Consider the following 25800-nt stretch of genomic DNA (forward strand, 5'->3'; position numbering starts at 1 on the left):
ACTAAACGCTCCTGTGAGAGGATGCTACTGCGCACCTATGACTCAATTCGCTTCCCCTGTTCTGCATACGTTGCTGGATACCGACGCGTATAAACTGCATATGCAGCAAGCCGTTTTCCACCACTACTATGACGTGCATGTCGCAGCGGAATTCCGCTGCCGTGGCGACGACTTGCTCGGTATCTACGCAGATTCCATTCGAGAACAGGTCGATGCTATGCAGCATCTGACGCTGCAGGACGACGAATATCAATGGCTTTCTGGCCTGCCTTTCTTCAAACCCGACTACCTGAACTGGCTGCGCGATTTCCGCTACAAGCCGGAGCAGGTCACCGTGGTTAACGATAATGGCAAGCTGGATATTCGCCTTGAAGGCCCGTGGCGGGAAGTGATCATGTGGGAAGTGCCGCTTCTGGCGGTGATCAGTGAACTGGCTCACCGCTACCGTTCACCGGAAACGGGCGTAGAGCAGGCGGTCGCTTCGCTGGAAAACAAACTGTCTGCCTTCTCCACGCTGACCGAAGGGCTGGACATGTCCCGCTTCCGCCTGATGGACTTTGGCACCCGTCGCCGTTTCTCTCGCGACGTTCAGGAGGCCATCGTTAAACGTCTGCAGCAGGAGCCGTGGTTCGTGGGCACCAGTAACTACGATCTGGCCCGTCGCCTCAACCTGACGCCAATGGGCACCCAGGCGCACGAGTGGTTCCAGGCGCATCAGCAGATAAGCCCCGATCTGGCTAACAGCCAGCGTGCGGCACTGGCCGCATGGCTTGAGGAGTACCCAAATCAACTCGGGATCGCCCTCACCGACTGTATTACGATGGATGCCTTCCTGCGCGACTTTGGTCCCGAGTTCGCTGAGCGTTACCAGGGGTTACGCCATGATTCCGGAGATCCGGTTGAATGGGGCGAAAAGGCGATTGCCCATTACCAAAAACTCGGCATTGACCCGCTGAACAAGGTGCTGGTCTTCTCCGATAACCTCGACCTGGCGAAAGCGGTCGAACTCTATCGCCATTTCAGCACCAGGGTGAACCTGAGCTTCGGGATCGGTACCCGTTTGACCTGCGACATTCCTCAGGTAAAACCTCTGAATATCGTTATCAAGCTGGTGGAATGTAACGGTAAGCCGGTGGCAAAACTCTCCGATAGCCCGGGTAAAACCATCTGCCATGACAAAGCGTTTGTCCGCGCGTTGCGCGAAGCCTTCGATCTCCCGCAGATTAAAAAAGCCAGTTAAGCGCTTAAGGGAGCCCTCATGGCTCCCCTCTTCTTATTTATTTCTTAATTCTTCTCCTTTGACTGCGAAATTTGCTTGTCTGATAGCGGATGGCAGGTAACATAGATATCCCCCCCATAAGGGTGGGCAAGTGTTTATTTTTTCCGACTATTAACAGAGAGAATATTATGAGCGTTGTGCCTGTAGCCGACGTACTCCAGGGCCGTGTCGCCGTTGACTCAGAAGTCACCGTGCGCGGATGGGTGCGTACCCGCCGAGATTCTAAAGCTGGCATCTCCTTCCTTGCCGTCTATGACGGTTCCTGCTTTGATCCTGTACAGGCCGTCATTAATAATTCTCTGCCCAATTACAATGATGACGTTCTGCGCCTGACGACGGGTTGTTCCGTCATTGTGACCGGCGTGGTTGTGGCATCACCGGGTCAGGGCCAGAGCTTCGAAATTCAGGCTTCTGCGATTGAAGTCACCGGCTGGGTTGACGATCCGGACACCTATCCGATGGCGGCAAAACGTCACAGCATCGAATACCTGCGTGAAGTCGCACACCTGCGCCCGCGTACCAACCTGATCGGTGCGGTTGCACGCGTGCGCCATACGCTGGCTCAGGCGCTGCATCGCTTCTTTGATGAGCAGGGTTATTTCTGGGTGTCTACCCCGCTGATCACCGCTTCTGATACGGAAGGTGCAGGTGAAATGTTCCGCGTCTCAACGCTGGACATGGAAAACCTGCCGCGTACGCCAGAAGGTAAAGTGGACTATGACAAAGACTTCTTTGGTAAAGAAGCCTTCCTGACGGTATCTGGCCAGCTCAACGGCGAAACCTATGCCTGCGCACTGTCCAAAATCTACACCTTTGGTCCAACCTTCCGCGCCGAAAACTCCAACACGAGCCGTCACCTGGCGGAATTCTGGATGCTGGAGCCTGAAGTGGCCTTCGCCGACCTGGATGATGTTGCCGGCCTGGCGGAAGCGATGCTGAAGTATGTCTTCAAAGCGGTGCTGGAAGAGCGTCCTGACGACATGAAATTCTTCGCTGAGCGCGTAGACAGCGATGCAGTGGCGCGTCTGGAGCGTTTCGTGTCCGCCGACTTTGCGCAGGTGGACTATACCGACGCGGTGGCAATCCTCGAGAAATGCGGTGAGACGTTCGAGAACCCGGTTTACTGGGGCGTTGACCTGGCGTCTGAGCACGAACGCTATCTGGCCGAGAAGCATTTCAAAGCGCCGGTTGTCGTTAAAAACTACCCGAAAGACATTAAGGCCTTCTATATGCGCCTTAACGAAGACGGTAAAACCGTGGCAGCGATGGACGTTCTGGCGCCGGGCATTGGTGAAATCATCGGTGGCTCTCAGCGTGAAGAGCGTCTTGACGTGCTGGACGCGCGTATGGAAGAGATGGGGCTCAACCCAGCTGATTACAGCTGGTACCGCGATCTGCGTCGTTACGGTACCGTACCGCACGCCGGTTTTGGTCTGGGCTTCGAGCGTCTGATTGCCTACGTTACAGGCGTTCAGAACGTACGCGATGTGATTCCGTTCCCACGCACCCCGCGTAACGCCAGCTTCTAATCAGTAAAACAGTAAATGGCCAGCTTATGCTGGCCATTATTTTATTCTGCATTGTCAGTTTTCGTCAGCGTAAAGTCAGCATCTTTAAACCTTCATCCCGTCACAACCACTAGCTGTTACGTTTTGTTTCCGTGAAATATCCAGCCACAAAAAATAAACCCCATTCTTATTGCGATTATTACATCCTCAAGCGATAGCACAAATTTCAACCACTTTTTCAGACATCCAGAAGTCTTTTTGGGGATATAAGAAAAAACGAGTCGTTTAACGTCTGTTTATATGAATTGCCTTTATCCAAATTAATCATAAGGAATTCATATATATAGGAATCACACTGTCGCTTAATTCGCCAGTGAGGTCCGAAGTTTGAGATGGTTCACAAAGTTCCCGAAAATACATATTTAGTTACACATATTTTCTTGTTGTTACTTAATCTTGAGAATTGTAGCACTTTGAGGCTAGCGAAACGCTTCGGCGAATGGAAAGATGCCTGACAGATACATAAAGACACCAAACTCTCATCAATAGTTCCGGAAATATTTATTGACAGAATTTATTGACGGCAGTGGCGAGTGTCATAAAAAAACCAATGAGGGTAATAAATAATGATGAAGCGCAATATTCTGGCAGTGGTTATCCCTGCTCTGCTGGTAGCCGGTGCAGCTAACGCTGCAGAAATCTATAACAAAAACGGCAACAAACTGGATCTGTACGGGAAAGTGGTTGGTGAACACGACTTCGTGACTTCAGGTGACAACACTGACAGCAGCGATGCAACCTATGCTCAGATCGGTTTCAAAGGCGAAACTCAAATCAATGACCAACTGACTGGTTACGGTCAGTGGGAATACCGTGCTCTGGCAAGCCAGCCAGAAAGCAACCAGACTCAGCGTACCCGTCTGGCGTTCGCTGGTCTGAAAGCCGGTGACGCAGGTTCAATCGACTACGGCCGTAACTACGGTATCGTATACGATGTGGAATCCTATACCGATATGGCCCCATCCTACTCCGGTATGACCTGGGCTAACTACTCTGATAACTTCATGACCGGCCGTACCACTGGCGTTCTGACCTATCGTAACTCTGACTTCTTCGGTCTGGTTGACGGTCTGAGCCTGGGTCTGCAGTACCAGGGTAAAAACGAGCGTACCGACGTTAAAACCGCTAACGGTGACGGCTTCGGTACTTCTGTAGGCTATGAATTCGGCGAAGGTTTCGGCCTGATCGGCGCATACAGCAACTCTGACCGTACTAACTTGCAGACCGCTGACGGTAAAGGCGACAAAGCTGAAGCATGGGCAGTTGGCGCGAAATACGACGCGAACAACATCTACCTGGCTACCACCTACGCTGAAACCCGCAACATGACCCGTGAAGATGACGGTTCATTCGCGAACAAAACTCAGAACTTCGAAGTGATCGCTCAGTACCAGTTCGACTTCGGCCTGCGTCCGTCCGTGTCCTACGTTCAGTCTAAAGGTAAAAACCTGGCACAGCGTGGCACCTTCTCTGGCGGCGATGCTGATCTGCAGAAATTTGTTGAACTGGGTGCAACTTACTACTTCAACAAAAACTTCAACGTCTATGTTGACTACCAGCTGAACCTGATCGACGACACCGACTACTCTCGTAGCGTGGGTATCGTGAACGGTAAAGACGACCAGGTTGCAATGGCTGTTACCTACCAGTTCTAATCAGAACACCACTTTGTTATATGCTTAATGAACAGGGCTTCGGCCCTGTTTTTTTATGCCCGACAGAAAATAATGGCGACTTTTGAAAAGCCGCACGCTTTTCGTCGCAAACGGTTGGCATTTTGTAAATCTACCGTTAACCTGATAGCGGATTTCACTTCTGTAATCACAATGGAACTTCGTCATGTTTGAGAACATTACCGCCGCTCCTGCCGACCCTATTCTGGGCCTGGCCGATCTGTTTCGTGCCGACGACCGCCCTGGCAAAATCAACCTGGGTATTGGTGTATATAAAGATGAAACCGGCAAAACTCCGGTACTGACCAGCGTTAAGAAAGCTGAGCAGTATCTGCTGGAAAACGAAACCACCAAAAACTACCTCGGTATTGATGGTATCCCTGAATTTGGTCGCTGCACCCAGGAGCTGCTGTTCGGTAAAGGCAGCGCAATTGTGAGTGACAAACGTGCCCGTACAGCACAGACCCCTGGCGGTACCGGTGCGCTGCGCGTGGCGGCGGATTTCCTTGCGAAAAACACCTCTGTGAAGCGCGTCTGGGTGAGCAACCCAAGCTGGCCGAACCACAAGAGCGTCTTTAACTCTGCGGGCCTCGAAGTGCGCGAATACACTTACTACGACGCGGCAAACCACTCTCTCGACTTTGACGGTCTGCTGGCAAGCCTGAACGAAGCGCAGGCGGGCGACGTAGTGCTGTTCCACGGCTGCTGCCACAACCCAACCGGTATCGATCCGACGCTTGAGCAGTGGGAACAGCTGGCTAAGTTGTCCGTGGAGAAAGGCTGGCTGCCGCTGTTTGACTTCGCCTATCAGGGCTTCGCCCGTGGTCTGGAAGAAGATGCAGAAGGCCTGCGCGCGTTCGCAGCCGTGCATCAGGAACTGATCGTGGCGAGTTCCTATTCCAAGAACTTCGGCCTGTACAATGAGCGCGTGGGTGCCTGTACGCTGGTTGCGGCAAACGAAGAGACCGTTGACCGTGCTTTCAGCCAGATGAAATCGGTTATCCGCGCGAACTACTCTAACCCACCGGCACACGGTGCGTCTGTCGTTGCCACTATCCTGAGCAACGATGCGCTGCGCGCAATCTGGGAACAAGAGCTGAACGATATGCGTCAGCGTATTCAGCGCATGCGTCTGCTGTTTGTGAACACCCTGGCTGAGAAAGGCGCGGACCGCGACTTCAGCTTTATCATCAAACAGAACGGCATGTTCTCGTTCAGCGGCCTGACCAAAGAGCAGGTTCTGCGTCTGCGTGAAGAGTTTGGCGTGTACGCCGTGGCGTCTGGCCGCGTGAACGTTGCAGGCATGACGCCTGACAACATGGCGCCACTGTGCGAAGCGATTGTCGCCGTACTGTAATTTGCGCCCATAAAAAAGCCTGCGTTAAGCAGGCTTTTTTTATTCGGGTTACCAGACAGGCATTTCATCCTGAAGGAACGGGTTATGGAGCCGTTCATAGCCCAGCGTCGACATCGGACCGTGTCCAGGGATAAACGTCACGTCATCACCCAGCGGCAATAACTTCTGTTTAATCGACTGAATCAGCTGCCCGTGATCGCCGCGCGGAAAATCGCTGCGTCCTACGCCACCTTTGAAAATCACATCGCCGGAAATCAGCAGACGGGACTGGTCGTCAAAGAAGACAATATGGCCTGGCGTATGCCCAGGACAATGCAACACCTGTAAAGTCACATTCCCTACGTTAACGCGCTCTCCTTCGTTCAGCCAGCGATCGGGTGTCAGAGGCTGACATTCATCAAGGCCAAACATGCGGCTTTGGGCGGGTAACCCCTGAAGCCAGAACTCATCTTCTTTTTCCGGACCAATCACCGGCACACCATAATGCTGCGCCAGTTCCGCCGCTGCGCCAACATGGTCAAGGTGACCATGCGTCAGTAAAATTTGCATCAGCGTGACACCGCTGTCAGCGACGTCCTGCTTGATTTTCTCAGCGTCGCCACCGGGATCGACAAGCGCGGCCAGTTTAGTTTGTTCGCACCAGATGAGTGAACAATTCTGGGAGAACGCGGTAACCGGAATAATACGATAGTTCATACTGCTCCTGTGTTTCGTTATTACCAGTGCCGAACCGGACCGGTATCAATATGCACAAAGTTGCTGCTGGGGTAATATCCTACACCACCTGCACGCATAGATAACGCAGCTTTGCGAATATTGGCTAACGAAACGCCTTCAATATGGAAATCCATTGCCTGTCCCTTGGTGTGATAGCTTTTTTTGGCTACCCCGCGACTATGGGCGCGCAGTTCATTATTGGTATCAATCGAACGATAGCCAGAGATGAGCTGCACCGGCTTGCTGGTGCCCAGCAGGCCCTGAAGGCGGAAAATCTGATCAAACAGTCCTGGATCGATGGCTTTTATTTTATTCGCGCGGAAATCACGGAAAAAATGGTTAAGTCTTGCTAATTCATCCTGAATATAGCCTCTGCCATCGAAAAACTCCGCTTTTAGCGACTCACCGGTATGAAGATTGTTGAGCGTTAAAACTCGCGGACGAGGTGTCGAGAGGGTGGCAAATGCTGGCGTCGGCAAGATGGCCGCTGCGCCAAGCGCAACACCACCTAACGCCAGCAGTTTGCGGCGATTAGCGTCAAATTTGTCCATGATAATCAGGTCTACAGGTAAAAGAAATCGTAATATGCTTAGCGCACGAAGGGCACCTTAACTGGCAAAACCGGGTACGTCAAGGCGCCCAACCCCAGCAAATACGCGGCTTACAGCCATATTGCCCCGCATTCACCATAACTTACGACAATCATTTTTCCCGAACTACTTCATTTACCTGATTAATTGTTCCGCTTTTGGCAAAATTTGTGCGCCGGATCGCGCGGTGAGATCATAATTGTAAATATCTGTACGATACTGAGTACGCCCGTCTTCGCCAACAAACGCAGTCAGATAGTAAAGATTGACCGGAATATTGTGCCGAATATTCACGTAACGCGTATCCCCCTGCTTCAGGGCATCCGAGATGCGCGTATCGTTCCAGCCCGCATCCTGCAACAGCATATTAGCCAGCTCCGAGGCTTTGTTCACGCGCACGCAGCCAGAACTTAGCGCACGAGTATCTTTCTGGAACAGGTTGTGGTTCGGCGTATCGTGCAGATAGATAGCTTCTGAACTCGGCATATTGAATTTGTAGCGCCCCAGCGAATTATGCGCGCCCGGAGCCTGCTGGAAGCGGAACGGCAGATTCGACGCCGTGATCGTCGACCAGTCGACCATATAAGGATCGATCGCCTCTTTGCTGTTCCATCCACGCATCACCGTATAGCCATGACGTTCCAGATAACCCGGATCGTTCCAGACCTTCGGCAGAATGTCTTTTCGCGCCAGGGTCGGCGGTACGTTCCACGGCGGGTTAACCACAACGTTATTCAGCGCACTGCTCATCATAGGTGTTTTACGATCCGGACGCCCGACAATCACGCGCGACGCCAGTTTTTCGCTACCATCCTGATAATAGACCAGAGAATACGCCGGGATGTTAACCATAATCCCGGTAGAGAGCGTGCCCGGCAGCAAGCGCAAACGCTGGATATTCAGCGCCAACACCCCTGCCCGCTGCGCAGGGGACACGTTCAGCCAGTCACGCGTAGTTTGGCCAATGACACCATCGGCCCCCAGCCCCTGAGCGGCCTGGAACTGTTTAACTGCCGCAACCAGTTCGCGATCGTAAGCTGCGGGTTTGTCGCTCAGGATAACGGCTTTCTTCTCTTTCACGGGAGCTGACGGGCTGACCACTGCGTTTTGCGGATCGTCGCCAGGCAAGACTATATGTGGCCCGCCGTCCAGAAGACCGGAACGCATCAGGATCTCGCGCAGGGCAGGAACATCGCTGCTCCACTGCCCCGGACGCAGCGTCGCGGTACCGCGCATTTGCGGCCAGGGACGCGAGTCCCCCACCAGCGCCAGAAGCGACTGGTGCAGAGTGGCATATTGTGGATGTGCCGGTGCCAGGCTGGCAATAAAGCGCGGCAGTTCGCCATTATCCAGGGCTAACTGCCACTGGTTTATGACCGACAGCGCCGGCGTCGCCAGCTTATAAGGCTTATCGCTGTACAACCAGCGGTTGCCGTTGACCGGAATACCCGCAACAAACTGCAGATAGCCCATCATGGCATCGGAAAGCACCACGTCCCGCGCCTGTCCGGTGACGGCGGGATCGGTTAACAGCTCAACCCATGTTGTAAACTGCGGCTGAAACCCGGCAATGGCCACTTCCGCCAGCTGCTGCTGGAAGGCGCGCACGGCATCGCGGTTTTCCCACATCGGTTTCATATCACGGGCAGCATAAAGCAGCGTGAGCTGATTGAGATAGACAGGCGTGTAGCCTGACGGTAGCCCCAACTTCAGCTGCTGACTGAGAGATTCGGCGTCGATGCCTTCCGGCAGCGGCTTAATACCGGCCATGACAGCCGTCGCTGGAGACTGCTCCAGCGGCTCAGACAGCGACGTTGGCTGCGCGCCTGTCGTTGCAGAGCTGTCAGTCGGCACAATTTCAGGCTCGTCGGCCTGGGCGGTTAACAGTGGAGCAAATATCACTGCCAGGCATAAACTGAGCGCAGACAGCTGACGACCACATTTTTTCTTTAGCAACATCCCTTGCCCCCTGTTTTCACGACATGCCCATCACGGTGGGGCTTTCTTTATTATAGGTAGCCGGCAAACCTGTTGCCTTACCTTATGTAAAGAAGTTTAAAGATAACGCAGTCCTAAGCACAAGTTAAGTTTAAAAAAAAAGCGGCGCCATAGCGCCGCTCCCGTTCAGGAGACGCGTCAGGACGCGTCCACCGTGGTTTCCTGCAAGGACTCTGGTGGCTGCGGGGCAAAGCCACGCAGCCCAACGACGTGTACGTGTTCGCTGTTCTGGAACACTTTACGCACCAGTTTATAGGTTGTGCCTTTTTCCGGGCTGATGTTTTCCGGTGCCGCAATGATGAGCTGCATATCAAGACGATCGCACAGCTCAAACAGTGTGGCGATGGAGCGGGCATCAAGACGTGCGGCTTCATCCAGGAACAGCAGGCGACATGGAGAGATGTCTTTGCCGCGCAGGCGACGCGCTTCATCTTCCCAGCTTTGAACCACCATCACCAGAATCGACATACCTGTACCGATAGCTTCACCGGTAGACAGTGCGCCTGACTCCGCACGCAGCCAGCCGTCGGACCCACGGTTTACTTCAACTTCCATTTCCAGGTAGTTGCGGTAATCCAGCAGCTCTTCACCGATGGTTTGCGGCGTACGCTGCCCCATATCAATCTGCGGGTTCAGGCGCTGGTACAGCTTCGCCAGCGCTTCCGAGAAGGTCAGGCGATTGCTGTTGAACAGATCCTGATGCTGTTCATGTTGTTCAGACAACACATCCAGCAGCGTGGAGTGGGCTTCACGCACGTTCACGTTCAGACGTACGCTGTTAACCTGACCAAACGAAACATTCTGCAGCCCCTGGTTCAGCTGGCGAATACGGTTCTGCTCACGCTGAATGGTTTTGCGGATAATGTTCGACACGCTGCGGGAGCTGATCGCCAGCTTCTGCTCGCGCGAGGTCAGCTCTTCCGTCAGACGGCCCAGTTCGATTTCCATCTGTTCGATAGCTTCAACCGGATCGTCGGTGCGGATGATGTCCTGACGAATTCGCTCACGCAGGTGCTGATACACGGCAACGAAGAACTGAATTTTACGTTCAGGACGTTTTGGATCTTCTGACATACGCAGCACGTCGCGCAGATGTTCGTTATCCGCCACCGCCAGACGCAACGCACCCAATGCCTTATCCGACATGGAGCGCAGCTCGTCGCCGGAGAGATAGGCCAGCTCGCGACGGTGCAGACGACGTTCAACGTTGTTGTCTTTCACCATGCGCATGACCGCACACCAGCCCGCCTTCGCGGTGACAACCTGCTCACGCATCTCGTGATAGTCGCGCTCAAGCTTACGCAGCCGACGGGTCAGGTTGTCCATCTCCGCTTCACAGAAGGTCAGCGCTTTTTCCAGCTGATTGCGACGGGCGCGGTTGTTGCTGAGCTGGCTATGCAGCTCATCACGACGAATTCGCGCGCGCTCTTCGGCACCGCTGTCGGCACGCACGCCAATGTCCTGCAGTTCTTTATGCAGATCGTTTAGCAGCTCTTTTTTGGTGTCGTAGGAGCTTTTCAGCGAGGCCATCACCTGGCTGTACTGGCTCAGCTGAGCCGCATGACTGCGCATCGCTTCACGGGCGCGGGTACGTTCTGCTTCAGCCTGCTCAAGACGCTGGCGCAGCTTCTCGTTAAGGTCGCTATTCCCGCTTAGCATTTCAGCCGAATCGGAGTAGCCGAAGTGGGCCCGACGCTGTACCACTTCCGTCAGGGCAAACGCCTGCTGACGCGCTTCACGCTGAACCTGCTGCGACCAGGCATAATCTTCTTTTAACTGCTCGTACTGCTCCGGATCGCTCTGCAGAACCGAAACAACCGGCTCCAGCTTCGCTAACTGATTGCCGTGCTGCTGCACAAAGCGTGCGGCTTCCTGAGCTTCATCCAGACGTTCCTGGATCTCATCCACACGGTCAGCCAGCGTGTCGTCTGCCAGCAGATTCAGGCGAGGCAGAATGCGGTTAAGGGCTGCAACGCCCTCTTTCGCCTGCTCGAACTGAACGCGACTCTGCTGGTTGTCATTTTCATGATTGGCCAGCGCACGTTCCAGTTCACCCCGACGGGTGTTGAGCTTACGAATTTCGGCTTCCGGGTCAGCGTCAAAGGCTACGGCCAGATGGCTGCCAATAAAGCGGCTAAAGGCCTGGTGCAGACGCTGGGTTTTCTGCACGTCAAACGACAGCGTCGCAAAACGTTCAGAGAGCGTTTCACGCTCTGCATGCAGGGTTTCAATACGATTTTCACGCGCGGCGCGGCCAAAGAGAGGCAGTTCCGGGAAGCGTGAATAACGCCACTGACGGTCAGCGATTTTCACCACAACCGCTTTTTCCAGCTCATCTACGCTGAACACGCTGTCATCGAATGACTGCGGATCACCTTCGATCAGGTAGAGATCTTCCGGACAATCTTCCAGGCCAGCAAGCTGTTCAGAAATCAGCGACAAATCCGGCACCACAATCGCGTTACGCGATGGGCCATACAGCGCGGAGAAGTACGGCGCGTCATCGAGACCTACATCGTCATAGATTTCTGACAGCAGTACGCCGCCGAAACGCTCCGCCAACGTGTTGAGGCGCGCATCTTCCGAACCACCCGGCTGGCTTAAGCGCTCAATTTCTTCGTCGACGTCACGCTTACGTGCGCCCACTTCGTCACGCTCTACAATCGCTTCACGCTCGCGCTCCAGCAACTGCTGCAGGTATTCGGTGACGTCCTGACTGGATGCAAACTCTTCACCGCACTGTTCGCTGAGCTGGCTCAAACTGGTTTGCGCCGCAAGCCATATCGGCGCACGCTGCAACAGCGTCTGTGAACGAGACTGGAGCTGCTCCATTTCCTGTCGCAGCGTCATACGCTGTTCGCTTGCGTTCGATACGGAGTCAGAAAGTGCTGCAATACGGGCTTCGAGTTCCTGGTGCAGGGCCTCGAGCTCGTCGAAATCGTAATTTTTGCCCTGACGCTTGCAGAATTCGATCAGCAGACGCTCGGCTTCCTGCTGCTCGCGCAGGCGCTGCTCAAGCTCGTTCAGGCGCATACGCAGCGGCTGAACCTGCTCGGCCAGATGGCGCTGGTTCACGCCGTCGCGCAGCAGTTCACGGGCAACATCCCACGCTTCGTTACGCGCCAGCGGGCCGTTAATCGCCACCACCAGCTGATAGGCCTGCTCAAACTGGCTGTGCGCAGTTTGCGCGACGCTCATCTTCTGTTCGAGAGATAGCAGTTTCTCAGTAGCTTCCTGCTCTTTGGCCTGGAACGTATCCAGCCATTCTTCAGCGCTTTCTGCCGTTAAGTCAGGGAGATGACACAGTTCTTTTGCACGCTGTAATGCCTGCAAAGCCTGGTTGTACTGAATCGCGCGCGTCTGCTGCACGTCCAGCGCCTGCTGGTAATCAGCAAGCTGGCTTTTCAGCTCATCCACTTCCAGCTCGGCGGCTTCGGCACGGGCTTCGTTCTCTTCCTGCTTGTCAGCGGCTTCTGCCACCACTTCGTTTTGCTCTTCAAGACGAATTTGCAGCTCATCGAGATCCGCTTCGTAGCGCTCGATTTTCTCCTGCTGACGCAGCGCGGTTTGCACCAGATTCAGGTGATCGCTGGCGGCCTGATAATCAGCTTCCAGGTCACCTTCGGCACCATTCTGTTCGCCCAGCTCACGCGCCATTTCAACGTGCTTATACTGCTCAGCCACCAGCTGTTTACGTGAGGTAAAGAGCTCCCGGCGATACTCTAACGCCTGATCGAGGTGAATGCGGCGCTCGTTGGCGTGACGCATATAATCTGCCGCCACATAGTTGGTGGCTTCGCTGATCAGATGTTTAAACAGGTCACGGTCGGACTGGGTAACGCGAATGGCTTCGAGCGTCATGCGGTTTTCACGCAGCGCAGCTTCCATATCCTGGAAAGCCTTACGCACGCCGCTATTTTCCGGCAACAGGTAGTCGCGCAGAGAGCGGGTAATGGCGCTTGAGATACCGCCGTACAGGGACGCTTCAATCAGACGGTAGTATTTACTACGGTCGGACGCGGTACGCAGACGACGGGCAACCACACCCAGATCGAACATCAGGGAGTGGTAATCGGTAATCGAGTTGAACTGCTTGAACTGTACGCCTTCGATGGTTTCGAGCTTGTCTTTCAGCTCCTGCAGCGTTAGCACGCGAGCCTGACGCTCGTTCAGCGTTTCTGTCAGCAATGCCGTTGGCTGCATGGAGGTTGGCAAGCCCTGGATCGCAAAGGGTTTGATATCCACTTTACGGTCACGGCCCGCAATCTGCTGCAGGCGCACGCCCACCACCACACGCTGGTGACGGGAGTTGATAACGTCCAGCACCGAATAACAGACGCCGGCTTTTAACTTACCGTGCAGACCTTTATCACGAGAGCCGCTTGTCGCCCCCGCTTCGGTGGTGTTACGGAAGTGCAGCAGCGTCAGATCGGGGATAAGCGCTGTGACAAATGCCGCCATGGTGGTGGATTTACCCGCACCGTTGCCGCCGGAGAGCGTCGTAACCAGCTCGTCCAGATCGAAGGTTCGGGCAAAGAAGCCGTTCCAGTTAATCAGCGTTAGTGAGCGAAATTTACCGCGTTCAATCATTACTCTTCCTCCCCGCTATCCGGCTGATTCTCTTCATGCTCGTCATTGAGCTGCAAATGGTTTTCGACCGGCATCGCTTCACCGTCGCGGATCATGCGAAGCTGAGCTTCTCGCGCGTCATCGCCCGCACGCACATCGGCGCCGAAGCGGAAGACCGATTCCGTAATGCGGAATTTGCTGCTGTCGTGCCCCATAAACCAGACCATACCCAGACGACGCAGACGGTTCAGGGAAGAGCGTACTTTTTCCTGTAATTTCTGACGGTCAAGATCCGACCCCGTGGAACGGTTGTTCACCAGCTTGAGCAGCTTGCTCTCATCTGCCAGCGTCAACAGCTCATCGTAAAGTTCCTGCTGGGTGAAGATACCTTCATTCGCCAGACGTTCAGGGCTGAGATAGAGGTAGCAAAGAATTTTGCCGACCATCATATCCAGCTCGGAGAGCACGGAACGCGGAATCAGGGTCGTGGAGCGTGGGCGCAGGTAGAAAAAACCTTCCGGCGCGCGGATCAGCTCCACGTTATAGCGTGCGTAAAACTCTTCCAGGTACTCCTGGAAATCCATCAAAAAGGCGTGATTATCCAGCTCGTCTAAGCCAATGTGACGACCGGCACGCAGCTGGCTGTCCAGCGCCGGAAATAACGGATTCGCCAGCGCCTGTGCCAGCTTAACTGGCATCACTTGTTCAATATTTGTCAATGACATGCGCCTGTACCTTGGCTCCGTAATCGTTAATTGGCTGCCACTTCGGCGGCAGTCCGGTGAAATCTGCTTGCGCGACGCCCAGGCGCACCGCCTGGTCTACCACAATGCGGGCAATGTCGAAGTGGCGCGCGCGAGGATATTGCGCCAGATAGTCGCGCACCACGAGCCCCAGATCCAGCGGCACTTGTCTGGTTTTGTAGACGGCAAGCTGTTCTTCGATCATCGCGGCAAGCTGCTCGCGAATTTCGTTAAATTCTTCATATTCCAGATCCGGCGGCAGTTCACCGGTCACCTCTTCATCGCGCAGGGCCATCTCTTCGTCGCGCATATCCAGCAGACGATCGGCACTGGCGTAGGTCAGCGCCCACGGCGCATCGAAATAGGTCTGTACCGACTGACGCAGACGCTGAGCAAAGACGCGGTTTTTATCCATATCAATCGCGGTACGGATAAATTTATGCACGTGACGGTCGTAGCCGATCCACAGGTCGATCGACTGCTGGCCCCAGCTGATAATGCGGTCGAGTTTGCTTTGCAGATCGAAGACCAGACGATCGACAAAATGCAGATCGTCATGCGCCAGGGTCGCATCCTGAATGCGCAGCAGGTTCGCCTGAAGCTTATCCCCTGCCGCTTCCAGCGTATCCTGCAGCTCACGCAGCGTGCCGGAGGTTTCTGACAGCAGAAGTTCACAGCTGGAGATGGCGGCACGCCAGTCTTTATTCAGCAGCTGCGCGATATCGTCTTTCACCTGCTGCTGCTGTTCGTCCATCAGACGCTGGGTCAGATCGATACTGTCGAAGATTTCCGCCACCGAATATTTCAGCGGCGCGTAGACGTTACGGTGCCAGTGGAATTCGTCACCGTTTTCATCTGCCGCGTCGGCGGCACGCTTAAGCTCACCCGCCACGATCGAGAGCTGCATAGAAAGACGCAGCGTGGAAAATTCACGCTGGCGAATATAGTAATCGGTGATACCGATGCCCAGTGGCGTCAGGCGATAAATGGCGTTTCCTTCCGCCTGCTCGCTGGTAAAGCGGTTCAGCAGACGTTGACGCACCATATCGTTGATTGCGTTGTTGGCACGCACGCTAATGGTTTCGCTGGTTTGCTCAAACGCATCACTGACATGGCGGAACGCATCCACCAGTTCACCCTCGCTCATTTCGCCATCCAGCCGTTCGCCGTTCAGCGTGGCAACCGCCAGCAGAAAAGAGAGTCTGTCTACCGGCAGCGAGATGGAGAAATCGTTTTTCCTGGCCCAGGCAACCAGTTCGGGGACTGTCTGGGAAAATTCACTCATAGATTATCCTTGCATCTGCGGCTTGCGCGCGGTGACGTGTATATAGCGGCCAAGGCTCAGGTAAGGCTCCTGGCGGCAATACCGCGTTTCTATTTCTGTTAAGGCGTCTAAACAGTCATGCTGTTTTTGTTTATCACGCAGATAATCATGAAACACCCTCACGCCTGTTTTACCGGTGATCTCCCAGCCAATCTCCTCCAGCCAGCCATAGACCTGCTGCGGTTCTCGCGGGAAATCCGGCGATAGCGTGCGCCGTTTCTTTTTATACATACCCTGCTGCACGTAGCCGAAATTGCCTACCAGCACGTTACGCATCAGCAGGCCGTTAGCATTGTAGAACATCAGCGATAACGCACCGCCCGGACACAACATCGACCACAGCGTTTTTAACATGGCTTGCGGTTCGGCTACCCATTCCAGCACAGCATGAAACAATATCAGATCAACCTGAGTTTCCAAATGCTGCGGGATGTCCTGAGCGGCGCAATGTATAAAATGCATGTTGTCGCTCACACCTTTCTCTTCTGCCGCGCGTTGGGCGCGCGCAACCATCTCTGCAGAAAGATCGCAAAGCGTGACGTGATGACCGCGTTGCGCCATAAGAATGGCTGTCTGGCCTTCCCCGCCACCGGCATCCAGCACGCGCAACTTGCGGTCACCGAAATCAGCAAGCAGCTTGTCCAGATCCTGCCAGAGGATCGTCTGACGGAGCTGTCCTTTCGTGGTGCCATAAATGTTGCGCGAAAACTTTTCCGCGATGTCATCAAAATTGCGATCCCGCATTGGGAGAGTTCCACTCGCTAACTGCAAAACCGCTATTTTGTCACACCCGCGCGGAGAATGAACCTCTCTGGTGTAATATCACGGGTAATCACCTGCTATATGGTCAAAAAAGGAACCAAAAAGGATGCTTTTTACCCTTAAGAAATACATTGGAGGGATGATGCTTCCCCTTCCGCTGCTGCTCATCACGATCGCGCTGGGGCTGGCGCTGGTCTGGTTCAGTCGCTTTCAGAAAAGTGGCAAAACGCTTATCACGCTCGGCTGGTTTGTCTTGCTGCTGTTAAGCCTGCAACCGGTCGCGGATGGTCTGTTACGCCCTATCGAAAACAAATACCCGACATGGCAGGGAAATCAGAAAGTGGCGTACATCGTGGTGCTGGGCGGCGGGTATACCTGGGATCCGGACTGGGCACCCAGCTCGAACCTGATCAACAACAGCCTGCCACGGCTAAACGAGGGTATTCGCCTGTGGCTGGCGAACCCGGGATCAAAAATGATCTTCACCGGCGCGGCGGCAAAAACGAACCCGGTGAGTACGGCTGAGGCAGGCGCCAGAGTCGCGGAATCACTCGGCGTGCCGCGTTCCTCAATCATTACGCTGGACAGTCCAAAAGATACCGAAGAAGAGGCTGCAGCGGTGAAGCAGGCGATTGGCGATGTGCCGTTCTTGCTGGTGACATCCGCCTCACACCTGCCAAGAGCGATGATTTTCTTTGAAAAACAAGGCCTGCACCCACTTCCCGCACCGGCAAACCAGATGGCCATCGCCGCACCGCTCAACCCATGGGAACGGGCAATCCCGTCCCCCGCATGGCTGATGCATAGCGACCGCGTCGGCTATGAGACGCTCGGACGCCTCTGGCAGTGGCTGAAAGGCTCCTCAGGCGAGCCAGGGCAAGAGTGATTTTGTCGCCAGATCGAAGTTTGCGCGATTGAAACGTCCGGTATTGACCAGTTGCGCGACTTCGTCCCAGAGCAGGTAGAGCCAGCGCCGCCAGAGAAACGCTTCTGCAACCGGCGCGCGCTGAAGGTAGTGCCACAGTAAACCTTCCGCCGCCCCGCTGTCGCTGAGCCTGAACAGCTCATATTCGCGCGGCGCCCAGAGCATGATCCCCGGTCCGACCATCGCCAGGAGCTGATCGCTGCGGGAGTCTTTGAGCATGCTGCGCAGGGTGAAATTACCGTGGATCAGCACGCAATTGTCATTAAAGCCTTCGAACAACGCCGGTAAGCACTCGCGGGTGCGAAACAGAATACGTTTGTCCTGCATGGTTAAACCGGTGTTACTGAACTGATTAAGCGTTCCCCACAGCACTTCAACCCGCTGGCGATACCACAGCGGCCACAGGTTTTCCTGGGTACTGTCGACCGGCCCCACGAGTCCACGGCTATCCTGACGATGCCAGGCCAGCAGCGCCTCAACAATCTGGTCTTTCAACTGTTCCCAGCGCTCCGGCGTACGCGCCGGGGCTTCAACAGACACACCGCGTAAACGCTCAATCAGCAGCACGTCCGGCCCGGGGTGTTCCTCATGCGTCATCACACCGTACACCGTCGGCATACGGACCGTTCCCTCCCGTGCCAGCATCGACATTTTCCATGCGAGCTGCCTGGCGACACCCGGCGAGGTAAAACTTCTGGCCATCAGCGGCATTGGGTTGCCCTGACTGTCGTACAACGACCAGAGCGCGGTATCGGCCTTTTCACTCACGCATTCGACCCGGCTTAACTTCTCACCAAGCAGATGGCTAAGTTCGGCACGCAGCTGTTCCATATGAGATTACCCCCATTAAGACTACTGCTTTTATAATGAGCGTCCTGGATGAAGATGTCACCCGGAAGAGATCAATTATGGAAAAGAAAGGGAAAGGCGTGGAGAAAGACATCCCCCCGAAAGGAGGGATGCAGGCGGTATTAACGCAATTCGGCGCGAACGCGCTCAAGATCTTCCGGCGTATCTACGCCCGTTCCAGGCACTTCTCGGGCAACGGCAACATGGATTTTATCGCCATACCAAAGCACGCGAAGCTGCTCCAGCATTTCGATATGCTCCAGCGGACTGGGTGCCCAGGTGACATAACGGCGAATAAAGCCAGCGCGATAGCCGTAGATCCCAATATGACGCAGGAAAGAATCACCAATGGTCTCTTTAGAGAGCGCAAAGCGATCGCGATCCCATGGGATCGTGGCGCGGGAGAAATAGAGCGCATAGCCTTCGGCATCCATAACCACCTTCACCGCATTCGGATTAAATGCCTCTTCAGCATGGTGAATAGGTACCGCAAGCGTCGCCATACCAACCTGACGCTGAGCCAGGTTTTCTGCCACCTGACGGATAATGACCGCCGGGATCATCGGCTCGTCACCCTGCACGTTCACGATGACCGTATCATCATTGAAACCGCATTTCTCAACCACTTCCGCCAGGCGTTCAGTGCCGGACTGGTGATCGGCGCGAGTCATGCACACCTCACTGCCTGCTGCCTCAACCGCACGGGCGACATCCGGATGATCGGTGGCGACAATGACGCGCTCGGCACCGGATTCACGCGCCCGCTCAAGGACATGTACAATCATTGGCTTGCCGTTGATATCCACCAGCGGCTTACCGGGCAGACGCGTAGACGCGTAGCGCGCAGGGATAATGACAACAAAACTCATGGTTTGCTCTCTTCTGCCACCAGGGAACGGGCTTCATTTTCCAGCAATACCGGAATACCGTCGCGCAGCGGGAAGGCCAGACTGTCCAGCTTACAAATCAGCTCTTGTTTGTCCTGGCTGTAGTAGAGTTTGCCGTTGCATACCGGGCAGGCAATAATTTCAAGTAAACGGTGATCCATAGTTCCTCCGTATGGGTAATCGCTAAAGCTTAACACATTCCTTTTTCAGGGCGTGCCTGTTTCCCAGCCACTTCGACATGATGCAAACAGCCCGTCGGGTACCCGACCCAGCGTCACGTCACGGGCCCCCTGCCAGCGCGCGAATTCGCTAATGGCAAACGTCAGCCCTTTTTCCAGCGTCGCCGTCACCCTGACGCCCTCTTCCAGATAAAGGGCAATGATTTCAAGCGTGCCAGTCTTGCGGTGCATTTTGGCATCCATACGCCCGACCAGCTGTCCCTTATGCAGCAGAGGTAAAACGAAGTAGCCATACTGACGCTTTGGCGCCGGGGTATAACATTCCAGCCGGTAGCTGAAATCGAACAGCTGCTCGGCGCGTTTTCTGTCCCAGACCACCGGATCGAAAGGCGACAACACCGTGCTGTGGGTTGCCTGCAATTTTCCTTCCAGGGCCAGAGGCAAAAGCGGGAGAAGATCCTCATGCAGCCACATTTCGCCCAGTGTTTCCACCATGACGGGAATGATTCGCTGTTCTTGCTGCCACATTTCCAGCAGCGGTTTTAGGGCGGGCTGGCGCAGACGATAATAATCAGCCAGCCATTGTGAACGGAAAATGCCCAGGCTGCGGGCGCTATTTTCCAGCATGATGGCCTCAGCCGCTTCCTGGGAGAGCAAGTCCTGCTCGTCGTTCCAGTGCGGCATCACGCGATGCGTCAGGTCGTATACGCGCTGAAAATTACGCCGTTCAATCACCATCACTTTGCCTGACGTGAACAGCCCTTCGAGATGACGCTTGTGCGGCTTCCACTCCCACCAGCCACTTGTGCCTTTGCGCGGGTGTTCAAAATCGGCGGAACGTACGGGACCGTTTTCCTGAATGTGCGCGATGAGCTGCTCGATTTCAGCCGCATGTTCCAGCATCCACGCCTGGCGGTACTTCCAGCCCATCTTATCCGGTGAGAGCATGCGGTGACGGACCAGTGCGAAATCGCTGCGGGGCAGGAAGCAGGCTTCGTGCGCCCAATACTCCATTAACTCCCCCTTGCTGAGCGCCTCATCCAGCCACTGCGATGGATAACTCCCCAGACGGCTAAACAGCACCAGGTAAGGGCTGCGGGCCACAATGTTAATGGTATCGATTTGAAGTAGCGACATGCGCTGGACGGTAGAGAGAATATCGGCAGGCTGCGCGCGGCGGCGGGGCTTTTTGAGCAGCCCCTGCGCGGCAAGGTGTAAATGACGTGCGGCTGAAAGCGAGAGTTGCGGTAAAGACATGCGTTTTCCTGTCAGTCAAAGCGCCACCAGAACCGCGTAAGCGTTTATTGCACCAACGCAATCAGTTCCTTGAGCAATTGTTCCGGCTGCTCGCCGCTGAGCTCAGCGTCAACCGGCAGATACCACCAGTTTTCTTTCGCAAAGGCACGGCATTTCACCGCATCTTTTTCGGTCATGATCAGGGTCTGTCCGGGCACGGTGAGCAAATCTACCTGCCCTTCTACCAGCGCCTGATGGTCAGCCAACGGAACACGCTTTTCAAGGCGAGCACCGCACTGTTCAAGCGTAGCGAAGAAACGCGGAGGATGGCCAATACCCGCCATCGCCACCAGCGCAGGTAATTGAGAAACCGACCGACGTTCACCCGTCACCAGGTTGACCGCCATTCCCGGCAGGAGACGCATGGGGATTTCACCCGCTTTTGCCTCACCACCGTTCACAATCACCGCATCAACGGACTTCAGACGCGAAGCGCGTTCCCGCATTGGCCCCGCCGGCAGCCACCAGCCGTTACCGAAACGGCGAACCCCGTCGATCACCACAATCTCTTTATCACGCGCCAGGGCGTAATGTTGCAGCCCATCATCCGTAATGATGATTTGCACCGCGTGTTTAGCAACCAGAGCCTGCACGGCGTCGCTGCGCACCGGAGAGACCGCGACCGGTGCGCCGGTACGCTGGAAAATCAGTACGGGTTCATCTCCCGCTTCGGCAGTCGCGGTTTCCGCCGTCAGAAGAAGAGGATACTGCGCTGCTTTACCACCATAACCGCGAGATACAACCCCAGGGCGAATACCGCGTTTTTGCAGTTGTTCAACCAGCCAGATAACCACAGGTGTTTTACCATTGCCACCCGCAGTAAGGTTGCCCACAACTACAACCGGAACCGGCGCACGCCAGGCTCGCTTCAGCCCCAGACGGTACAACAGACGAATCGCACCGCTCACCAGGCCATACAGCCAGGAGAGCGGCAAAAGCAGCAGCCACAGCGGGGATTCACCGGACCAGATGCGTGCAATCATTGTTGACCGAACTGCATCTTATGCAACTGGGCATAAACGCCGCGGTGTTCCAGCAAATCAGCATGGCTTCCGCGTTCAACAATGATCCCATCCTCAACCACGACGATTTCATCAGCCTGCTCGATAGTCGACAGACGGTGCGCAATCACCAGCGATGTGCGGTTCTTTTGCAGTTCATCCAGCGCGGACTGGATAGCGCGTTCAGATTCGGTATCCAGCGCGGAGGTCGCTTCGTCCAGGATCAGGATTGGGCTGTCACGCAGCAGCGCACGCGCAATCGCAATACGCTGACGCTGACCTCCGGAGAGGAGCACGCCGTTTTCACCAATGATGGTATCCAGACCGTTATCCATCTTGTTGATAAAGTCCATCGCATACGCCATGCGTGCGGCATTCTCGATCTGCTCGCGGCTGTACTCATCAGTGCGTGCGTAAGCAATATTGTTGGCAACCGTATCGTTGAACAGGTGGACGTTCTGAGAGACCAGCGCAACCTGGTTACGCAGCGACTGCAGGGTATACTCCCGCAGGTCGTGACCATCTAACAGGATCTCGCCTTCGTTAATATCGTAGAAACGGGTGATCAGACTGGCAATGGTCGATTTACCCGAACCGGAACGACCTACCAGCGCAACGGTTTTACCTGCCGGAATAGACAGGTTGATATTACGCAGTGCAGGCACTTCGCGGCCCGGATAGGTAAAGGTCACGTTGCGGAATTCAAGGTCGCCGTTCGCACGCTCAATGACGCGTTTACCTTCATCTTTTTCCTGCTCGGAATCCAGAATGCTGAACAGGGTCTGGCAGGCGGCCATCCCGCGCTGGAACTGGGCGTTAACGTTCGTCAGCGATTTTAGCGGACGCATCAGGGCAATCATGGAAGAGAAGACCACCGTGATGGTACCCGCCGTCAGCGTCTCCATCACGCTCGGGAAGCTTGCCGCATACAGAACGAACGCCAGCGCCAGAGAGGCAATAAGCTGAATGACAGGGTCAGAAATTGAAGAGGCCGAAACCATTTTCATTCCCTGCAGACGCATTTTGTTGCTGACTTTATCAAAGCGTTTGGTTTCGACTTCCTGACCACCGAAAATCAGAACTTCTTTATGTCCTTTCAGCATCTGCTCCGCGCTGGTCGTCACCTGCCCCATCGTGTTCTGCATATTCTTACTGATATTGCGGAAGCGTTTTGATACGACGCGAATAGCAATGGAAACAATCGGAGCCAGCACAATAAGGATGATCGACAGCTGCCAGCTGTAATAGAACATCATCGCGAACAGGCCGATGATTGATGCGCCCTCACGCACAACGGTAATCAGCGCGCTTGAGGACGAGGAGGCGACCTGCTCTGAGTCGTAGGTAATGCGAGACAGCAGCGTACCGGTAGACTGTTTGTCAAAGAATGAGACCGGCATGCCCATCATGTGACTGAACAGACGACGGCGCATGGTCATTACCACTTTCCCTGATACCCAGGAGATACAGTAGCTGGAGATATAGCTGGTGATACCGCGTAAGATCATCAGTCCGATAACCACCAGAGGCATCCATAGCAACACTGAGCGATCCGTTTTACCAAAACCGTCGTCCAGTAACGGTTTGAGAAGCGATAGCATAAAAGTATCGCTGGCTGCGTTGAGGATTAACGCTACACCCGCCACGATCAAGCCTGGTTTAAAGGGCGCAATCATCGGCCAGAGTCGGCGGAACGTTTGCCACGTGGAGAGATCTTTGTCGTTATGCATTCAAAAAACCAGCATTCGTTGAAATAGCCGCATATTCTACCCGTTATCTACGGGCGCGCCAAACCACTGATGATACCAAAAGGGTAAATATTGCTCTCGCAAGCGCCGGATTTGCCAGTAATGTTGCGAGAATGTCACCGATATTTGTCCAGAATGAGGCGTATCATGCCAGATATACCCCTCTTTTCGATAACGTCGGACAACTTTCGCCGAGGGGAAATGCCATGCGTTATAGCGGGCCGCAGAATCAAGGGCGATCTGTCCTGCCACCCGTTGTACCAGCGGCAACGACGAAGACGTATTGCTGCCATGATGGGGGACCTGTATGAGCGTGGAGGTCAGATGACGCCAGTAATGGCTAAGCATAGCCTGTTCCGCCTGCGCTTCAATGTCGCCTGTGAGCAGTACACTCTGCTCACCGTCGTCAACTTTTACCACGCAGGATGCGTTATTCCCCTGTGTGGAGTAACGCTCAGGCGGCCAGTGGACGGTGAAGGTGAGTCCCTGCCATCTCCAGCTTTGCCCCCGGAAACAAGGACGGTGCCCTGCCTGACGTAATGCGCTTCTTATCCACACATCTGGCCATGCTTTTTTGAGCGAGGCCAGTCCTCCCGCATGGTCCAGATGGTCATGACTGAGAATAACGCCTTCTGGCCGCAGGTGATGCCAGCGAAGCCACGGAATAATTAACCGCTGTGCGCTATCTCCGCCCGGCCAGGCGAGCCCGGTATCATAGAGAATGGCTTTTCCCTGTCGTTCAATGACCATTGCCAGCCCCTGCCCCACATCCAGCATATGCAGGGTCCAGCTATCGCTTTTTGCCGTTCGCCAGAGAGGAAATGCCATCAGGACACTTCCTGCCAGACAAACGGCAGGAACGGTTTTCCAGGCACGGAAGCGCCAGCCAATGATGCTAAGCCAGGGCAGCAATGTCGTGTACTGCCAGCGTTGATCCACATTTTGCCAGCCATCAGGCAGGCGCATCAGCAGCCAGAAAAGTCCCGCAAGTGACCTATCGGCTGCAAACCAGATGGCATTTTCTACTGCGGCAAGCGGCAGCAGATGGAGCAGCATACCGAGCAGAATCAGCGGCACGGAGATAAACGTTACCAGTGGAACGGCAAAAAGATTAGCGACCAGAGAGGATATGCTGAAGCCATGGAAAATCAGAACCTGCAATGGCAAGAGCAACAGCAACATGCCAACCTGCAGATAAATGAGGTTCAGTAGCGGCCTTATCCAGCGTACCTTGTGCCAGTGAGGAAGCGGCAACCACTGAAACCAGAAAATCAGCGCGACTACGGCAAATGCTGACAGGGCCAGACTCTGCGAGAGTATGGCTAATGGATCGCTTATCAGTATTGCCGCGATACAGCAAAACCATACCTGCCAGGGAGACCATTGACGGGCAGCAATCCGCAACGTCGCGAGCACAGCAAGCGCGATGACGGTTCGCAACGCTGGAGGTTGCAAACCGGTAAGCCAGGCGTAGAAAGCAGCAAAGAACAACCCGGCCAGGAGAGGCATTTGCCAGTGGACCCGGTGGCCAGGTAATAAAAACTGGAATCCACGTGCAAGTAACCAGACGATGGATGCCGCCAGTGCGATATGCAGACCCGAAATCGCCATGAGATGCAGTGTGCCGGTTTCCCGCATCAGGTCTTTTATTTCCTGGGGTACATCCAGACGTTCTCCCATCCCCAACCCAAGGATAACCGCTCTCCAGTGATAAGCAGAAAGTCGGTTTTGCAGTGACATCAGGTATTGTGCTCGCAAACTGCAGCGTCCATCGACGAGTTCCGCATGGGTGAAGCGCCCGCTCAGCGTTTGGTGTTGAGCAAAAGCGCTTCGCTGGGCATCATAACCTCCGTCATTCAATTCGCCGTGAGCAGGCCTGAGCCTGAGCGTCATGTCCCAGCGCTGACCAGCACACACTTTCTGTGGCAGATAATTGCCATACAACGTTACACCAGTGGACGCCCACCAGCGTTGACCATCAACACTGAGAATGTTTCCCTTATGCAGGGTTGCGCCATCGGTCGCTGTGATCTCGACCTCAGCCTGCACCGCACCTGAGGTTAAATGCGCCATCGGCCAGACGCTCTCTTGCGCCGCAAGAATACCCCATACACAAAATAACAACCCGATCCCCACATATTTCAATCGTACGTTTCGCAGTGCGGCCAGCCCTATCCCAGCCACAATCATTATCCACACGGCATGACGTGACGGCAGTTCAGGTAACCAAAGTAAAGGGGTTATCGCCAGAATGGCGCAGATACTCAGCGCGGGTATGCCCATTGCTACCTCCCTGTTTCAGGGTGGCAGTATGTAAGCCAGCAGATCGTGTTGT

General features: G+C 54.8%; 19 protein-coding genes. 5 read left to right on the forward strand and 14 right to left on the reverse strand.

Annotated elements, in window-relative coordinates; translation table 11 throughout:
* The first annotated feature begins 37 nt into the window (after nucleotides 1–37).
* From pncB to aspC, 4 genes are all read left to right on the forward strand, one after another.
* Nucleotides 38–1240: a nicotinate phosphoribosyltransferase gene (gene pncB, locus PYW49_RS05815; RefSeq protein WP_320385945.1), complete on the forward strand. Its 1203-nt coding sequence runs from the start codon at nucleotides 38–40 to the stop codon at nucleotides 1238–1240.
* A gap of 167 nt (nucleotides 1241–1407) precedes the next feature.
* A complete protein-coding gene (asnS, locus tag PYW49_RS05820; protein ID WP_320385946.1) occupies nucleotides 1408–2808 on the forward strand; it encodes an asparagine--tRNA ligase in 1401 nt (466 codons plus the stop codon).
* A 605-nt stretch (nucleotides 2809–3413) separates the two neighbouring features.
* A complete protein-coding gene (locus tag PYW49_RS05825; protein ID WP_134349216.1) occupies nucleotides 3414–4502 on the forward strand; it encodes a porin in 1089 nt (362 codons plus the stop codon).
* A gap of 184 nt (nucleotides 4503–4686) precedes the next feature.
* Nucleotides 4687–5877 (forward strand): aspartate transaminase, encoded by a 1191-nt coding sequence (gene aspC / locus PYW49_RS05830; RefSeq protein WP_320385947.1) that lies wholly within the window; start codon nucleotides 4687–4689, stop codon nucleotides 5875–5877.
* Nucleotides 5878–5925: 48 nt separating this feature from the next.
* On the opposite strand, the gene PYW49_RS05835 is transcribed toward aspC, so the two are convergent.
* From PYW49_RS05835 to cmoM, 7 genes are all read right to left on the reverse strand, one after another.
* Nucleotides 5926–6573, reverse strand: a complete 648-nt coding sequence (locus tag PYW49_RS05835) for an MBL fold metallo-hydrolase (protein WP_134349218.1) — start codon at nucleotides 6571–6573, stop codon at nucleotides 5926–5928.
* Between the two features lie 20 nt (nucleotides 6574–6593).
* Nucleotides 6594–7145 carry a YcbK family protein gene (locus tag PYW49_RS05840; RefSeq protein ID WP_023335137.1) on the reverse strand — a complete coding sequence of 184 codons (552 nt, stop codon included), beginning with the start codon at nucleotides 7143–7145 and terminating at the stop codon, nucleotides 6594–6596.
* 174 nt (nucleotides 7146–7319) lie between these two features.
* Nucleotides 7320–9143 carry a L,D-transpeptidase gene (ldtD, locus tag PYW49_RS05845; protein ID WP_320385948.1) on the reverse strand — a complete coding sequence of 608 codons (1824 nt, stop codon included), beginning with the start codon at nucleotides 9141–9143 and terminating at the stop codon, nucleotides 7320–7322.
* A gap of 177 nt (nucleotides 9144–9320) precedes the next feature.
* On the reverse strand, nucleotides 9321–13772 hold the full coding sequence (gene mukB / locus PYW49_RS05850) for a chromosome partition protein MukB (RefSeq protein ID WP_320385949.1): 4452 nt from the start codon (nucleotides 13770–13772) through the stop codon (nucleotides 9321–9323).
* The gene (gene mukE, locus PYW49_RS05855; protein ID WP_134349221.1) at nucleotides 13772–14476 is read right to left on the reverse strand and encodes a chromosome partition protein MukE; all 705 of its coding nucleotides are present in this window, start codon (nucleotides 14474–14476) and stop codon (nucleotides 13772–13774) included. Before mukE ends, mukB begins: the two co-directional genes overlap by 1 nt.
* The gene (gene mukF / locus PYW49_RS05860) at nucleotides 14457–15779 is read right to left on the reverse strand and encodes a chromosome partition protein MukF (protein ID WP_320385950.1); all 1323 of its coding nucleotides are present in this window, start codon (nucleotides 15777–15779) and stop codon (nucleotides 14457–14459) included. The genes mukE and mukF overlap by 20 nt, the downstream gene beginning before the upstream one ends.
* Before the next feature lie 3 nt (nucleotides 15780–15782).
* Entirely contained in the window at nucleotides 15783–16562 is a 780-nt protein-coding gene (cmoM, locus tag PYW49_RS05865) for a tRNA uridine 5-oxyacetic acid(34) methyltransferase CmoM (RefSeq protein ID WP_134349223.1), read from the reverse strand.
* A 124-nt stretch (nucleotides 16563–16686) separates the two neighbouring features.
* Between cmoM and elyC the strand changes: the two genes are divergently transcribed.
* Nucleotides 16687–17466, forward strand: coding sequence for an envelope biogenesis factor ElyC (gene elyC / locus PYW49_RS05870; RefSeq protein ID WP_134349224.1), 780 nt, complete (start codon nucleotides 16687–16689; stop codon nucleotides 17464–17466).
* On the opposite strand, the gene PYW49_RS05875 is transcribed toward elyC, so the two are convergent.
* From PYW49_RS05875 to PYW49_RS05905, 7 genes are all read right to left on the reverse strand, one after another.
* A complete protein-coding gene (locus PYW49_RS05875) occupies nucleotides 17443–18336 on the reverse strand; it encodes a YcbJ family phosphotransferase (protein ID WP_134349225.1) in 894 nt (297 codons plus the stop codon). The genes elyC and PYW49_RS05875 overlap by 24 nt on opposite strands.
* Before the next feature lie 140 nt (nucleotides 18337–18476).
* Nucleotides 18477–19223, reverse strand: a complete 747-nt coding sequence (gene kdsB / locus PYW49_RS05880) for a 3-deoxy-manno-octulosonate cytidylyltransferase (RefSeq protein ID WP_320385951.1) — start codon at nucleotides 19221–19223, stop codon at nucleotides 18477–18479.
* A complete protein-coding gene (gene ycaR, locus PYW49_RS05885; RefSeq protein ID WP_006174474.1) occupies nucleotides 19220–19402 on the reverse strand; it encodes a protein YcaR in 183 nt (60 codons plus the stop codon). Before ycaR ends, kdsB begins: the two co-directional genes overlap by 4 nt.
* Nucleotides 19403–19447: 45 nt before the next feature.
* Entirely contained in the window at nucleotides 19448–20677 is a 1230-nt protein-coding gene (locus PYW49_RS05890; RefSeq protein ID WP_134349227.1) for a winged helix-turn-helix domain-containing protein, read from the reverse strand.
* Between the two features lie 44 nt (nucleotides 20678–20721).
* Nucleotides 20722–21699, reverse strand: coding sequence for a tetraacyldisaccharide 4'-kinase (lpxK, locus tag PYW49_RS05895; protein ID WP_134349228.1), 978 nt, complete (start codon nucleotides 21697–21699; stop codon nucleotides 20722–20724).
* Nucleotides 21696–23447, reverse strand: coding sequence for a lipid A ABC transporter ATP-binding protein/permease MsbA (gene msbA / locus PYW49_RS05900; RefSeq protein WP_134349229.1), 1752 nt, complete (start codon nucleotides 23445–23447; stop codon nucleotides 21696–21698). The genes lpxK and msbA overlap by 4 nt, the downstream gene beginning before the upstream one ends.
* 36 nt (nucleotides 23448–23483) lie before the next feature.
* A complete protein-coding gene (locus PYW49_RS05905) occupies nucleotides 23484–25748 on the reverse strand; it encodes a ComEC family protein (RefSeq protein ID WP_320385952.1) in 2265 nt (754 codons plus the stop codon).
* Between the last annotated feature and the right edge of the window lie 52 nt (nucleotides 25749–25800).

Source organism: Enterobacter chinensis (genome assembly GCF_034008295.1).
Taxonomy (GTDB): domain Bacteria; phylum Pseudomonadota; class Gammaproteobacteria; order Enterobacterales; family Enterobacteriaceae; genus Enterobacter; species Enterobacter chinensis.

Bases quoted from the DNA above. Each gene is read 5' to 3' on its own strand.
- mukF (WP_320385950.1), bottom strand. From the start codon at position 15,779: ATGAGTGAATTTTCCCAGACAGTCCCCGAACTGGTTGCCTGGGCCAGG.
- ycaR (WP_006174474.1), bottom strand. From the start codon at position 19,402: ATGGATCACCGTTTACTTGAAATTATTGCCTGCCCGGTATGCAACGGC.
- elyC (WP_134349224.1), top strand. From the start codon at position 16,687: ATGCTTTTTACCCTTAAGAAATACATTGGAGGGATGATGCTTCCCCTT.
- PYW49_RS05875 (WP_134349225.1), bottom strand. From the start codon at position 18,336: ATGGAACAGCTGCGTGCCGAACTTAGCCATCTGCTTGGTGAGAAGTTA.
- msbA (WP_134349229.1), bottom strand. From the start codon at position 23,447: ATGCATAACGACAAAGATCTCTCCACGTGGCAAACGTTCCGCCGACTC.
- cmoM (WP_134349223.1), bottom strand. From the start codon at position 16,562: ATGCGGGATCGCAATTTTGATGACATCGCGGAAAAGTTTTCGCGCAAC.
- mukE (WP_134349221.1), bottom strand. From the start codon at position 14,476: ATGTCATTGACAAATATTGAACAAGTGATGCCAGTTAAGCTGGCACAG.
- asnS (WP_320385946.1), top strand. From the start codon at position 1,408: ATGAGCGTTGTGCCTGTAGCCGACGTACTCCAGGGCCGTGTCGCCGTT.
- PYW49_RS05905 (WP_320385952.1), bottom strand. From the start codon at position 25,748: ATGGGCATACCCGCGCTGAGTATCTGCGCCATTCTGGCGATAACCCCT.
- lpxK (WP_134349228.1), bottom strand. From the start codon at position 21,699: ATGATTGCACGCATCTGGTCCGGTGAATCCCCGCTGTGGCTGCTGCTT.
- PYW49_RS05840 (WP_023335137.1), bottom strand. From the start codon at position 7,145: ATGGACAAATTTGACGCTAATCGCCGCAAACTGCTGGCGTTAGGTGGT.
- PYW49_RS05825 (WP_134349216.1), top strand. From the start codon at position 3,414: ATGATGAAGCGCAATATTCTGGCAGTGGTTATCCCTGCTCTGCTGGTA.
- PYW49_RS05835 (WP_134349218.1), bottom strand. From the start codon at position 6,573: ATGAACTATCGTATTATTCCGGTTACCGCGTTCTCCCAGAATTGTTCA.
- ldtD (WP_320385948.1), bottom strand. From the start codon at position 9,143: ATGTTGCTAAAGAAAAAATGTGGTCGTCAGCTGTCTGCGCTCAGTTTA.
- mukB (WP_320385949.1), bottom strand. From the start codon at position 13,772: ATGATTGAACGCGGTAAATTTCGCTCACTAACGCTGATTAACTGGAAC.
- kdsB (WP_320385951.1), bottom strand. From the start codon at position 19,223: ATGAGTTTTGTTGTCATTATCCCTGCGCGCTACGCGTCTACGCGTCTG.
- aspC (WP_320385947.1), top strand. From the start codon at position 4,687: ATGTTTGAGAACATTACCGCCGCTCCTGCCGACCCTATTCTGGGCCTG.
- PYW49_RS05890 (WP_134349227.1), bottom strand. From the start codon at position 20,677: ATGTCTTTACCGCAACTCTCGCTTTCAGCCGCACGTCATTTACACCTT.
- pncB (WP_320385945.1), top strand. From the start codon at position 38: ATGACTCAATTCGCTTCCCCTGTTCTGCATACGTTGCTGGATACCGAC.